The 12,809-nt window shown below is 62.3% G+C and carries 12 protein-coding genes and 1 pseudogene; 6 read left to right on the top strand and 7 right to left on the bottom strand.

Annotation, left to right across the window (positions count from 1 at the left end; genetic code table 11):
• The 6 genes and pseudogenes from ACXJKO_RS24850 to ACXJKO_RS24825 form a co-directional block, all read right to left on the bottom strand.
• Nucleotides 1-906, bottom strand: a 906-nt coding sequence (locus tag ACXJKO_RS24850) for an adenylate/guanylate cyclase domain-containing protein (RefSeq protein ID WP_457093744.1), incomplete at its 3' end; no start/stop codon positions are given.
• 160 nt (nucleotides 907-1,066) lie between these two features.
• A pseudogene (locus ACXJKO_RS24845) lies at nucleotides 1,067-1,524 on the bottom strand (cyclophilin-like fold protein).
• Between the two features lie 245 nt (nucleotides 1,525-1,769).
• Nucleotides 1,770-2,819: an NAD(P)-dependent alcohol dehydrogenase gene (locus ACXJKO_RS24840; protein ID WP_457093743.1), complete on the bottom strand. Its 1,050-nt coding sequence runs from the start codon at nucleotides 2,817-2,819 to the stop codon at nucleotides 1,770-1,772.
• Nucleotides 2,820-2,945: 126 nt separating this feature from the next.
• Nucleotides 2,946-3,416 (bottom strand): (R)-mandelonitrile lyase, encoded by a 471-nt coding sequence (locus tag ACXJKO_RS24835; protein WP_457093742.1) that lies wholly within the window; start codon nucleotides 3,414-3,416, stop codon nucleotides 2,946-2,948.
• 41 nt (nucleotides 3,417-3,457) lie between these two features.
• Nucleotides 3,458-4,246, bottom strand: coding sequence for a carboxymuconolactone decarboxylase family protein (locus ACXJKO_RS24830; protein ID WP_457093741.1), 789 nt, complete (start codon nucleotides 4,244-4,246; stop codon nucleotides 3,458-3,460).
• A gap of 77 nt (nucleotides 4,247-4,323) precedes the next feature.
• Nucleotides 4,324-5,523: an MFS transporter gene (locus ACXJKO_RS24825; RefSeq protein ID WP_457093740.1), complete on the bottom strand. Its 1,200-nt coding sequence runs from the start codon at nucleotides 5,521-5,523 to the stop codon at nucleotides 4,324-4,326.
• Between the two features lie 99 nt (nucleotides 5,524-5,622).
• Between ACXJKO_RS24825 and ACXJKO_RS24820 the strand changes: the two genes are divergently transcribed.
• The 6 genes from ACXJKO_RS24820 (at nucleotide 5,623) to ACXJKO_RS24795 (ending at nucleotide 11,454) form a co-directional block, all read left to right on the top strand.
• Entirely contained in the window at nucleotides 5,623-6,516 is an 894-nt protein-coding gene (locus tag ACXJKO_RS24820) for a LysR substrate-binding domain-containing protein (protein ID WP_457093739.1), read from the top strand.
• A gap of 155 nt (nucleotides 6,517-6,671) precedes the next feature.
• Complete coding sequence (locus ACXJKO_RS24815) at nucleotides 6,672-7,778, top strand: alpha/beta hydrolase (protein WP_457093738.1); 1,107 nt, start codon at nucleotides 6,672-6,674, stop codon at nucleotides 7,776-7,778.
• Nucleotides 7,779-7,927: 149 nt separating this feature from the next.
• On the top strand, nucleotides 7,928-8,452 hold the full coding sequence (locus ACXJKO_RS24810; RefSeq protein ID WP_457093737.1) for a hypothetical protein: 525 nt from the start codon (nucleotides 7,928-7,930) through the stop codon (nucleotides 8,450-8,452).
• Between the two features lie 165 nt (nucleotides 8,453-8,617).
• Nucleotides 8,618-9,112: a hypothetical protein gene (locus tag ACXJKO_RS24805; RefSeq protein ID WP_457093736.1), complete on the top strand. Its 495-nt coding sequence runs from the start codon at nucleotides 8,618-8,620 to the stop codon at nucleotides 9,110-9,112.
• A 297-nt stretch (nucleotides 9,113-9,409) separates the two neighbouring features.
• On the top strand, nucleotides 9,410-10,654 hold the full coding sequence (locus tag ACXJKO_RS24800) for a flavin monoamine oxidase family protein (protein WP_457093735.1): 1,245 nt from the start codon (nucleotides 9,410-9,412) through the stop codon (nucleotides 10,652-10,654).
• 32 nt (nucleotides 10,655-10,686) lie between these two features.
• Nucleotides 10,687-11,454 carry an SDR family NAD(P)-dependent oxidoreductase gene (locus ACXJKO_RS24795; RefSeq protein ID WP_457093734.1) on the top strand — a complete coding sequence of 256 codons (768 nt, stop codon included), beginning with the start codon at nucleotides 10,687-10,689 and terminating at the stop codon, nucleotides 11,452-11,454.
• 18 nt (nucleotides 11,455-11,472) lie between these two features.
• Here ACXJKO_RS24795 and ACXJKO_RS24790 read toward each other — a convergent pair whose 3' ends face one another.
• On the bottom strand, nucleotides 11,473-12,198 hold the full coding sequence (locus tag ACXJKO_RS24790; RefSeq protein ID WP_457093733.1) for a dihydrofolate reductase family protein: 726 nt from the start codon (nucleotides 12,196-12,198) through the stop codon (nucleotides 11,473-11,475).
• Nucleotides 12,199-12,809: the final 611 nt, after the last annotated feature.

Here is a 12,809-nt window from a genome sequence, read left to right as displayed (position 1 = left end):
CGTGCGCTCGGGCGAGAGGGTCTCGGTAAGCTTGGTGAAGCCGACAATATCTGCGAACAGGACGGCTACCGTTCGTGTCGCCGGCTCTCCAAACGCAGTCCCGCCGCGACTGGAGAGGGCCTCGGCCACGTCCGGAGAGACATAGCGCGCGAGGTCCGCGCGCACGACCTCGGCCTCGACCTGATTCAACAAGGTCCGCCGGCTGCGCCAGACAGCGAGTGTGATGAGCAGGGTGAACAGGGAGGTCGCAACAAGCTGGGTGTACCAGGCCGTCAGGCCGACAAAGGCAGGCTTGGAGGAGATATCCAGGGCCGCGGCCGATGTGAGAACTCCCTCCGTAGCCGCATCGTTGAACCGTAGCGTGTCCGGCTGGGCGTAGATCGTGAAGACGCCGATCGACCAGATGACGAGGATCGACACACCCGTCCATAGCACCCTCCTCGGGGAGTAGGTGAGCGCAGCTTCTCCGAGGAGAAGGAGAACGTAGAGGAATTCCTGGCCACGCAGGCGGGTCTGAATCGGCCAGTCGTTGCCGAGACTCGCCGGTGGCGGGACCAGGATCGCGGCCGTCACCAAGGCCACGTCGAGGACGATGAAGCCGAGCTTGATCGCCTCGCCGTGACGATGGTGTCTCAGGCGGTACGGGATGTAGCCCAGGAGGAAGAACCCGAAGGCGTAGGCACCGTAATAGAGATCGCGTGGCCACGGTACGAGCCAGATCAGCCAGATGGAAACAACGATGATCGCGGTCAGCCGGGCGTAGAACGCGAACTGGAGGCCTTCGAGCTCGGCCTGTCGAGTGCTCGCCTGAAGACGAACCTGTGCGTTACGGAGAGACCAAAGCGATCGAAGCCCCTTCGAGGTATTGGACACAAAGCCGACAATCCGGGTTGCCAAGTCAGACATATGCGTGCTCTGCCGATCCCAGAAGCTCTGGGTCTGAACCTGATAGCATTCCGACAAGGGCCTTGCACGGTACGAGCGGAAACGGCAATGGGGAGGCTTCAGCCCCGAAGCTGGAATCCTCATCGAACCGGACGTTTCGAAAACGCAGGGGTTTCGGTTACTATCGGATGTGCTCGATGTGCAACGGGAACTTGCCGCGCACGCGTAGCGGCTCGAAGCGGCCGTCGAAGCGGCCGAGTCGGATCAGGCCGTCCCAGCGGTAATCGGCGTAGAACATGGCCAAGTTGCCCCAGGGCTTGAAATAGCAGAGATCACCCGGTCGCTCGTTGCCGAAGGGGCCGCTGCCATCCTCCGTGAGCTTGCGCGGCAGGTAGGCGATCTTCTCGTTGCTGCCGTAGTCCTCGATCGTGAGGTCCAGGGGAGAGTAGCGTGGCCAAATCGCGGGCCGACGGGTTGTCGTAGAGCGTGGCCGTCATGGTTTGACCATCGAAGGTCAGCCTGATCCTCACGTCGGTCGGCTTCTGGCTCGCCGGATCCCTGCCATTCTGACCGTATGCCAGATGCGAGCGTGGCGCCGAGCATCGCGCGGCGGCTGATCGTCGGTGGTCTCATCGCCATAGACATGCTCCGGATTGTGCGGGACGAGGCTCCACTACTACCGGCTTTCCTATCTGGGCTAACCCGTAGCTGCCGGAAAGGGATTTGGGCAGGCCCATCATGGTGCCAGGCTGTTCGGGCTCTACTGATGGGGCAGGGAGCATGACCCGCAGACTTCGATCGGTTAGTACGGGTACCGGCTCGGGAGAACCAAATGCTCCCGGGCCGATGACGGTTCCATGGTTTTGGCTGTCAGGCGGCCGAGGTCAGGCTGCCAGGGATGCGGTGTCGATCACGAAGCGATACTTCACGTCGCCCTTGAGCATCCGTTTGTAGGCTTCGTTGATCTCGTCGGCTCGGATCAACTCGATGTCGGCAACGATCCCATGCTCGGCACAGAAGTCGAGCATCTCCTGCGTCTCGGGAATGCCGCCGATCATCGAGCCAGCCAGGCTGCGGCGCTTCATGATTAGGCTGAACACCTCCGGGGACGGATGCGGCGTCGCCGGTGCGCCAACCAGCGTCATGGTGCCATCGCGCTTGAGCAGCGCGAACAAGGCATCGAGGTCGTGCGGTGCTGCCACCGTATTGAGGATGAAGTCGAGGCTCTTGGCGTGCGCTGCCATCTCGTCGGCCTTGCGGGAGACGACGACCTCATGCGCGCCTAGTGCCTTGGCGGCCTTGCGCTTCGACTCGGAGGTGGTGAATGCCACCACGTGGGCGCCCATTGCGTGCGCGAGCTTTATGCCCATGTGACCCAGGCCGCCAATGCCGACCACACCCACCTTGTGGCCGGGTCCCACATTCCAGTGTTTCAGGGGTGAGTATGTCGTGATCCCGGCGCACAGCAGCGGCGCGACGGCAGCTAGTTGCTCTTCGGGATGGCTGACGTGTAGCACGTACCGCTCATGCACCACGATATGCTGTGAATAACCACCCAGCGTGTGACCCGGCGCATCGGGCGTGGGCCCGTTGTAGGTCCCGACCATGTGGTCGCAATAGTTTTCCAGCCCGCCGCTGCAATCGTCGCAGCGCTTGCAGCTATCGACGATACACCCCACGCCAACCAGGTCGCCGACCTTGTGGCTCGACACATGAGCGCCCACCGCCGACACACGGCCGACGATCTCGTGGCCTGGCACGCAAGGGTACACGGTGCCCGCCCATTCTGAGCGCACCTGATGGATGTCCGAGTGGCATACGCCGCAGAAGGCGATCTCGATACCGACATCGTGTGGACCGACCGACCGTCGGTTGATGTCCATCGGTTCGAGCGGCTTGTCTCCGGCGTAGGCGCCTAGGGCCTTTACAGTCATGGAAGCGTACTTTCGTTGATTAGGTTATTGGGCAGGCGTTCGGGAGGGGCAGCGAAACGAGCAGGGTTTGTCTGAAGCTGCCCTCATGAGCCGTGTTCATGATTCCCATCTCGATCGAACGTGATGCTATCGAGTGGCGTATTCCTGGTCGGTGACCAGTTCCATCCAATCAGCGTTCTTGCCATCGCGAATGTATGTGACCGCGACGTGGCTCATCCCGTTGGTGTCGGTCGCGCCATGCCAGTGCTTGATCCCGGCGGGGATCCACACGACGTCACCCGACTTGATCTCCTGGCGAGCCTGGCCCTCCCGCTGAACCCAGCCCTTGCCCGCCGTGACGATGAGCGTCTGGCCCGCCGGGTGGCTATGCCACGCGGTGCGTGCGCGTGGAGCGAAGGTCACCAGACCCGATGAGGCCAGGGTCTCGACGGATGGTGGCGTGAGAAGATCGACCACGACCTGCCCTGAGAAGTTCTTCGGATCGGCGATCACGGACGGCGAGGAGCCGCTCGGGAAAATCTGGATGCCCTGCGCATTGGCCGGGGCGCCACCGAGTGCGGCTGCGGTCATTGTGGGTGCGATGAGTGTGTTCTTCACGGTGAATCCTTTCAGGGTAGGAGATGGCGAGACAGCTTTGGTCAGTTGGATCGACCCTTGAAGACCTCTGCAACGACCGGGCCGGCTGAGAAAGCATTGGGCCAGCCCGCATAGAAGGCGATCTGCGTGACCACCTCTCCGGCCTGTTCCTGCGCGAGGCCGTTGTCCAAAGCCCTGTTCAGATGGCCCGCGAGCTGGGCCACCTGCCCATTCGCCATCAGCGACGTGATGGTCACGAGGCTGCGGTCACGCGGTGACAGGTCGGGGCGCAGCCACACGTCCTTGAAGAGCGGATCGGTGGTGTATTGGTCGAGGCCGGGAGCTGCGGTTCCGAGAAGGCGCTGCACGCTCGCGACTCGGGTCGCCTCCGCCTGCTCGTTCAGTGGCATGAGCTGCGGCGATGCGGCCGGCAACTGATCCGGTCCGATTTTGCGTTGGGTGAAAATGTCCTTGGTGACGGCAACCGCCGCCATGGCGTTCGACCAACCCGAGTAGAACGCGAGGTGCGTGATGGTCTCGGAGAGTTCGCGCGGTGTCACGCCGCTGTCGAGGGCAAGGTTGATGTAGTGCGGCAGGTCCAGCGTCTGGTTGCGTGCGATCAGGATCGCCACCGTCACGAGGCTGCGGTCGCGACGGGAGAGTTGAGGACGCTGCCACAGGCCTGCGACGTCTTCCTTGCCATATCGGCCGAGGGCCGGGGAGACCGACTGGATGTCGGCAATAGAGAGTGCCGATGCGTTTACGAGAGATGTGGACATAGAGGTGTTTCCTTGGGCAAAGGCAGGTGTTCCCAACGCGAGGGACACGAGAGTGGCGGCCAGCAACTTCATGGAATGATCATCCTTTGCATGTGACTTGATGAGGGTGAGAGACCCGCCGGCGGGGATGGCGGGAGCCAATGAGGTGCTCACAAGCGTCCTGATGATCCCGCACGCTTCGTCACGAACGCCATGAGACCCGCAGCGGCCAGCATGGCTGCGCTCGCACCAAAGGTGCTCTGATAACCGCTCATGTCGAACAGCAGGCCACCAACGGTCGCACCCAGGGTGATCGCCAGTTGGATGGCAGCCACCATCAGCCCGCCGCCCGCTTCGGCGTCCTCAGGCAGTGTCCGGGTCAGCCAGGTGTTCCACGCTACGGGTGCCGGAGTGCCGAGCAGGCCCCATGCTCCAAGCAGGACTGCCGTTCCGGCAAGCCAGTTTCCGAAGGCGATCAGGGCAACGGCAATCGCCGCCATCCCGAGCGGAATGGCGATCATCACGCTATACATCCCGCTCTTCAGGAAGGATCCGACGAAGGTCGTCCCGACAAGGCCGGTGATGCCCAGGAGCAGCAGAACCAGCGAAAGGGTCGGAACATCGACATGGGTCACCATCTCGAGAAACGGCCGCAGGTACGTGAACAGCGCGAACTGACCCATGAAGAAGAGCGTGATCGCCACCATACCGGAGGCCACCACGGGCCGACGGAGCAGCTTGAACACGTTCCCCGAGCCAGTCGGCCGCCCGGCGTGCATGGAGGGGAGCTTTGCCAGCAGCCAGACCAACGCGATAGCCGCTAAAGGCACCACGCAAAAGAAAGCTCCCCGCCATCCGATATACCCGCCAAGGAAGCTTCCCAGGGGGGCTGCAACGATGGAGGACAACGCGGTTCCACCTTGCAGGATCGCCAGAGCACGCGGCACGCTGTCCGTCGGCACCAGGCGCATGACCGCTGCGGCCGACATCGACCAGAATCCGCCGATGGCGATGCCGAGCACCGCCCGCCCGACCATGAGAATCGTGTAGTTCGGCGCGAGCGCCACGACCGTTCCAGAGACGATCAGCGAGAGGGCCAACACGAGGAGGACGGTGCGCCGATCCCACCGGTACGTTAGGCCCGATATGGACAGGCTCGTGAGTACGGCAAAGATGCCGGAAACGGAGATGGCTTGCCCGGCTTGGCCTTCCGTCATGTGGAGGTCGGCGGCAATGGGGGTCAGAAGGCTGACAGGCATAAACTCGGAGGCGACGAGGACCATGCAGCACAGCGATATGGCAAGGATCGCGCCCCAGGCCGGAGAGCGGTCAGGGATTATGTCACAGGAAGAAGCGGTTCCGGCTGTCATCAATGTCTCACAATACCGATGGAAGGCCGGAAGATAGGCCGTCCTCATTGGATCGATTAGGTGCTAAGACCTGCATGAACCTATGAGTGGAGTTCATGAATGGCGCGCGAGAACATCAACGACCTGATTGCCTTCCTGGCTGTCGCGCGGGAGCGGAGCTTCACGAAGGCCGCCGCACAGCTCGGCGTCTCCCAATCAGCCCTGAGTCACACGGTGCGCAGCCTCGAGGAACGGTTGGGCGTGYGGCTTCTGACCCGTACCACCCGGAGTGTGGCGCCCACTCAAGCGGGCGAGCGCCTCCTCCAGACAGCGGGCCCCAGACTGGCCGAGATCGAGGCCGAGCTGGACGGATTGAGCGAGTTCCGTGAGAAGCCTGCCGGCACGATCAGGATCACGGCGGGCGACCATGCCATCGAGACTATCTTGTGGCCGAAGCTCAGAACATTTCTTCCCGACTATCCTGATATCAAGGTTGAGATCGCCCTCGATCAAGCCTTGACGAACATCGTCGAGCAACGGTTCGACGCGGGGGTGCGTCTCGGCGAGCAGGTTGCCAAGGACATGATTGCGGTGCGCATCAGCCCCGACGTCCGTTTTACGGTGATCGGAGCGCCATCATATTTCGCGGACAGACCACGGCCCATATCCCCTCAGGACCTGATCGGTCACACCTGCATCAATCTGCGCCTTCCCACCTATGGTGGGCTTTATGCCTGGGAATTCGAACGTGATGGACACGAGTTGGCTGTCCGGGTCGAGGGGCAACTCGTGTTTAATAGCATCTTCCAGGTCCTCGATGCCGCGGTGGACGGCTTCGGGCTTGCTCACGTCCCGGAGGACATCGCATTGCCGCACATAGCCTCCGGACGCCTCGAGCGAGTTCTCGAGGACTGGTGCCCATCGTGGACGGGGTACCACCTGTATTATCCGAGCCGCCGGCAGTCCTCCCCGGCCTTCAACCTCGTTGTCGAGGCTCTGCGCCATCGGAGCTGAAACAGGCAGGGTTGATCCTCCAAATCCCCGCGAGATTGATGAGCCGAGCTCATAGGGGCATGCGCCGCAGCCCCGCTAATCGCCTGCTTTCCCACTTGCTACTGTTTAACCGGAGCTAGGCATCAGCCTGAGCAGGAAAGAACAGAGATACTGGCATGAACAAGCAGAACAGTCCTGAGAATAGAGCAGCACAGACTTCCGGCTTGGACCTAGGCCGGCGTGACCTCTTGAAGCTGACAGGCGCTGGCGTCGCCGCGATTGGTGCCGGGTCGTTTTTCAATACGTCCAACGCGAAGGCACAGAATGTGTCAACCGGATGGGACAAGGTTTTCCCCCGAAGCGAGAACGTCGCTCACGAGAAGGTCACTTTCAAGAACCGCTACGGCATCACCTTGGCAGCTGATCTCTACCAGCCGAAGAACCGTGCCAGCGGGAGGCTGGCAGCGCTCGCCATCAGCGGCCCGTTCGGCGCAGTGAAGGAGCAGTCGTCGGGTCTCTATGCACAGACCATGGCAGAGCGTGGATTCGTCACGCTCGCTTTCGATCCGTCCTTTACCGGAGAAAGCGGCGGCGAGCCTCGCAATGTCGCCTCACCGGACATCAATACCGAGGATTTCAGCGCGGCAGTGGATTTTCTCGGCCTGCACCCATCCGTTGATCGCGAGCGTATCGGCGTCATTGGTATCTGCGGCTGGGGCGGCATGGCATTGAATGCTGTTGCCGTAGACAAGCGCGTCAAGGCCGTTACAGCCAGCACCATGTATGACATGACCCGCGTCATGTCCCGCGGTTATAACGATAGCGTGACCCTCGAACAGCGCACGCAAACGCTTGAGCAACTCAGCCAGCAGCGTTGGCAGGATGCGGAAAGGGGGACCCCGGCCTATGGCCCGGTATCCCTCGAACTCAAGGGCGGCGAACCGCAGTTCGTGGTGGAGTATGCTAACTACTACAAGACGCCGCGAGGCTTCCACCCGAGAGCGATCAACTCCAACGCCTCCTGGTCGCTCACGAACCCGCTGTCGTTCATGAACATGCCGCTCCTGACCTACATTGCGGAAATAGCGCCGCGCCCGGTCCTGCTGATTCATGGCGAAAACGCCCACTCGCGTTACTTCAGCGAGACCGCCTTTGCTGCTGCGGCGGAGCCGAAGGAGCTTCTCATCATCCCGGGTGCCAACCACACCGATCTGTACGACCGGATCGATATGATCCCGTTCGACAAGCTCCAGTCGTTCTTCAACCAACACCTCTCCGCGTGAGCGGCGATATGGAGCCTGGGCCGTTTGGTTCAGGCTCCATTGAGGCGATCCTCTGGCGGCACCAACATCCGCGCCCACCAGAAGGCAGCCGGTATAGCAATGAAAGGAAGAGGCGAATGAAGAGCATAACCCTGCACATACCCAGGTGCATGCGAGGACTGCGACTGCTGGCCACTGCGGGCGCTGCTGCTGTGGTCGTGCTGGGAACAGTCCTGATCCCGGTGCTACCTGCTGCCGCGCATCACGGGTGGCCCGGCTTCGAAACCGATCGCCTCGTCTACATCGCGGGAACGGTCTCTTCGGATGGTGTCTGGGGTAACCCGCACTCGCAGTTCGATGTAACCCTGGACAGCAACCTGCCTGCCGACACTCCTGAACTGGCGATTCCAGAGCAGTTGCAAGATCCTGAGGACAGTGCCCGGGTCAAGGCCGCTCGCTCGTACAAGGGCCCTCACAAGGAAATGGAGGTCATCATCGCGCCGCCGGCTTGGTCGGGCCAGTGGCGCTTGGGCCGTGCGCTGAAGATTGGGGAGCGCTTCCAAGCGGTCGGCTACATCAATCGGACGAATGACGGTCTGTTTCGTCCAGTTGTGTTTTGGTACGGGGACGACGACGTGCCGGTAAACCAAGTGCTCGGCAACACGCTCCCGGTACGAGCGCCGCTGCCGCAATAGGCTTCCTCGATGGCTGCGAGCACTACCCCAGCCACCAGATAGAAGCCGCAGTGCAAGACTCTAGGAATTCGATGTTGTGGACGGTGTTAGGGGGCCATCATCGTCGCAGTAAGTGCGGGTGGGTCCTCCACCTGCGCCATCGCACCGGGCGGGATTGAACGGAGTATGCTTGAATTGCTCGACACATTGCTGATGCTGTTGCAGGGCTCGACGCTCGGCGAGACGGTGCGAAATGGCCAATACCTCCATCCCGTGCTCGAAGCCATCCACATCCTTGGGATTGCTCTTCTTGTCGGCCCGGCTTTCACCTTCGACCTTCGACTGCTGGGAGTCGGACACCGCGTCGTGTCTGCAACCACAGCCGCGCGCTATCTGCTGCCTGTCTCACACATCGGCTTCGCCATCGCAGTTGCCACGGGTATTGCACTGCTCAGTGCGCAGGCCATCGTGGTCGCGGGTGCCGGAGCTGCACCGTGGAAGTTCGGCCTGCTGATCCTTGCTGGCCTCAACGTACCGGTGTTCCACTACGGCATTTACCGCCGCGTCGATGAGTGGACGGATGCCGCCGTGACCCCGGTCGCCGCCCGCGTCGGAGCAGCAGTGTCACTGATTGCATGGACGGGCGTGATCCTCGCCGGTCGGCTCCTCGCCTACACCTAATCTCCTAAGCGTCAAGATACCTTCATCTGTATTTTCTGCCTCGCCGCCACGCTCGATTTGCTCGACTCTGACAGGCCCTAATCGCAATCGGCCTGGCCGGCGTCTGCCTTGCTGGTAGATACACTGCACTACCGCGGCTGAACCAAAAGCATCCTCAACTGATTGGCGGAAGGGTGAGGGCGTCACGGCACAAGTGATGGCAGAAGTTGACCGAGGCAGTCCTCCGCTCGGCCTCTCCGTAGACGCTCAAGTCGAGCTAGAGTACCGGAGCACGATCTTATCGAATGGACAGATTGTATGAGCACTGATTGGGACGTCGTCATCATCGGCGGCGGGGCGGCAGGTATTGCCGCAGCGCGGCGGCTCGCAACCAAGGGCGTTTCCACCTTGCTGCTGGAAGCCTCGCAGCGGATCGGGGGCCGCGCCCACACGGTTAACGTGGCCGGGCACGCACTCGATCTCGGTTGCGGCTGGCTTCATTCGGCCGATCGCAATCCTTGGGTCAGCATCGCTGAGGCATCCGGCTTCTCCGTCGAGCGCCGCAGGCCAGCTTGGGGCCAGCAGTATCGCGACCTGGGCTTCTCACCCACGGATCAGGATGCATCCGACGAGGCCTATGCCGCATGGCATGGACGCTTGATGCGGGACCCACCCCAAAGCGACTGTGCCGCCGATGCGTTGGAACCCGGCGGGATGTGGAACGGCTATCTTCAGGCGATGGGCGGCTACATCAGCGGCGCCAGCCTCGAGCAGCTCTCAATCGCCGATTATCTGGCCTACGACACCGCTTCAACAAGGTACAACTGGAGAGTGCCGGCTGGATACGGCGCCCTCATCGCTGCAAGCCTGCCACCGAGCGTCGCGCTTCGCCTCGCGACCCCGGTCGAGGCCATCAACCTTGAAGCGGCTGGGGTGAGCATCGCAACGCGAGCCGGCAGCCTCACCGCTCGGACCGCCATCCTCACCGTCTCGACCGCCGTGGTCGTTGGTGGGACCATTAGGTTACCGCCAGAGCTCGATGAGTGGCGCCACGCGGCCGCCAGCCTGCCGCTCGGTCGGAACGAGAAGCTGTTCCTGAAAATCGTCGGGGACAATCCCTTCGAACCGGAGGCCCATGTCATCGGCGACCCCCGCAACCCACGCACCGGATCCTACTACATTCGACCCTTCGGCCGTCCTGTAATCGAAGGCTTTTTCGGCGGGGAGGGTGCCGAGGTGCTGGCCGAGCAAGGGCCTGCTGCGGGCTTTTCCTATGCCATCGATGAGCTTGCGGCACTGTTCGGTTCAGACGTCCGACGCAGCCTCCGGCCCCTGGCTGTCTCGAACTGGACCCGAATGGATCACATCGGAGGAGGCTATAGCTATGCCCTTCCGGGAAAGGCGGCAGTCCGGGACACCTTGGCTCGCCCGTTCGACGGACGGCTGTTCTTCGCCGGCGAGGCGACCCACCGCCACGACTTTTCAACTGCCCACGGGGCTTATCAGAGCGGGGTGCGTGCTGCCGATGAGGTGATGGCTGCGGTTCGCCCTTCAGCGCCCTAGTTCTACGGCTTCAGCGGATTGAGAGGACTGGCATGGCTTTCATCTTCATCACCGGCAGCACCGATGGGCTTGGCCGCGCGGCGGCGCATGCCTTGATCGAGCAGGGGCACCGAGTCGTTCTCCACGCCCGCTCGCAGCAGCGTGCGGCAACGCTCGCGGACCTCTCGCCGCGCTCGGCTGGTATCGTCGTCGGCGACCTCCGAAGTGCGATTGAGACCCGGTCAATCGCCGATCAGATCAATGCCATCGGCCGGATGGATGCGGTCATCCACAATGCCGGCATCTACACTGTGCCGAGCCGGTCGCCGACCCCTGAAGGGCACGCGAGCACCCTCGCGGTCAACACGCTCGCCCCGTACATGCTGACGGCCTTGATCGAACGTCCTCGCCGCTTGATCTATCTGAGCAGCGGCATGCACCGTAGCGGTACTGGGCCGTTGCATGACATCGATTGGACCGAGCGGCGCTGGGATACAACTCGCGCTTACTCGGAAAGCAAGCTCTACGTCGCTGCACTGGCCCTTGCCGTCGCGCGCCACTGGCCGGATGTCTTGAGCCATGCGGTCGATCCGGGCTGGGTCCCGACCCGCATGGGAGGTGCCGGAGCTCCGGACGATCTCGAGGAGGGCCATCGCACCCAGACTTGGCTCGCCACAAGCGACGATCCTGCGGCCATAGTCAGTGGAGGTTACTGGTATCACCGCGAGCGGCAAGCCCCAGCCGCACAGGTGTCCGATCCTGCCTTCCAGGACGAACTTATGGCCAGACTTGCGAACTTAACGGGCGTATCGCTGTTCTGAACCGAGGCGAAGGTCGACTCAAGGTGTCGCAGCCGGTGCATCCTCGACCTTGTGACGCAGCCACACCATGCCCCCCTCGAGCGACTCGCAGCCGATCAGACGCAGCGCCTGCCCTGCGCCCGGACGCTCGTCGTCAGTGCTATGATAGTCGACGATGCTCTGGACCCCGGCCAGACCATCGACGGCAGGATAGATCAGCGTGCTGAACTCATCGATCAGCCGCTGCTTCAGGAACGAGCCATTGATCGCGCCGCCTCCCTCGAGGAGCAGCGTCTTGACGCCGAAGACCGCGGCGAGCTGCTCCATGGCAAGGGCAAGGTCGTCGCCCTTGGGACCAGCGAAGATGTAGGAGACGCCGTCCTCGCGCAGCTCAGCCAGATAGGCATCCGCGACCTGCTCGCCCAGCACGGCGACCGCGTGATCACCCCCGATGTTATCCTTCCCATAGTGAACCCGGCCGGCCGGGTCGATGGCGATGGCGAGATCCCGACCATCGCGGTTTGCCATATGCGCCTCGCGCGCGACCTGCGGGACATTGGCCATGGTCCGCTCGCTTCCCTTGGCCATCTCGGTCATTGTCTTGCGGCCGACGATCCAGCCCTCCGCCCCGAACTGACCGGTGACCTGCTCGTAATGCCCTCGCAGCACCTCGGCTGAAATGCCTGCGGCAGGCACGGTGAAACGGCTGGGATGGAGGCGGCCGTCGATGGAGGTGACCATGTGGCAGATGATGTAGGGGCGCATGGATACGACTTCTCCGCTGGTAACAGCCCGGGGAGGGGCAGATGTGTCAGCGGCTGCGGGCTTGACTGAACCGTATATGCCTGTGCGTGGCGCGATGACCAGAGGCTGGAACACGCATAGGCTTATGAATGCCACTCATCAAACCAAGGCTCTCAAACCAAGGCTCTCAAAGGTGACCTCCATTCACGATGCGCAGATCAACGAAGTGTTCAACTCCGCCACGCGGTGTGCCGGCTGGGCCGCGGAGTGTCTCTACGTGGGCGCGTCAAAGAAATGTCTCCTTCTGGCATACCTGAGACGCTAAGCTGAGGGCAGCAATCCTTACGGAACCAGACATTCCGAAAAGTGAATGGACTTCACTGCCTGACCGAGGCTGTGTCAAAACGCAGATAGCGACCGAGTGAGATCACCTCTGTGGTCCTCTGATCGGCTGGAGCACGAGAGCCAGCGGCCGTTTGGCTCCTCGACAAGGCTGGACGTCAGTCTCCCTGATGTCCGAGCCATCGTGATCAGCTTGGGGTCTAAAGTGATGCCCCCTCAGGACTGGATGGCTGCCAGCAGCGGTCCAGGACCAAGGATCGCCAGAACCCGCTTCAGGTTGTAGGCGAGCA

Source organism: Microvirga sp. P5_D2, assembly GCF_054049475.1.
Note: the sequence above shows the minus strand (reverse complement) of the source record. Positions and strands in the feature narration are given on the sequence as shown.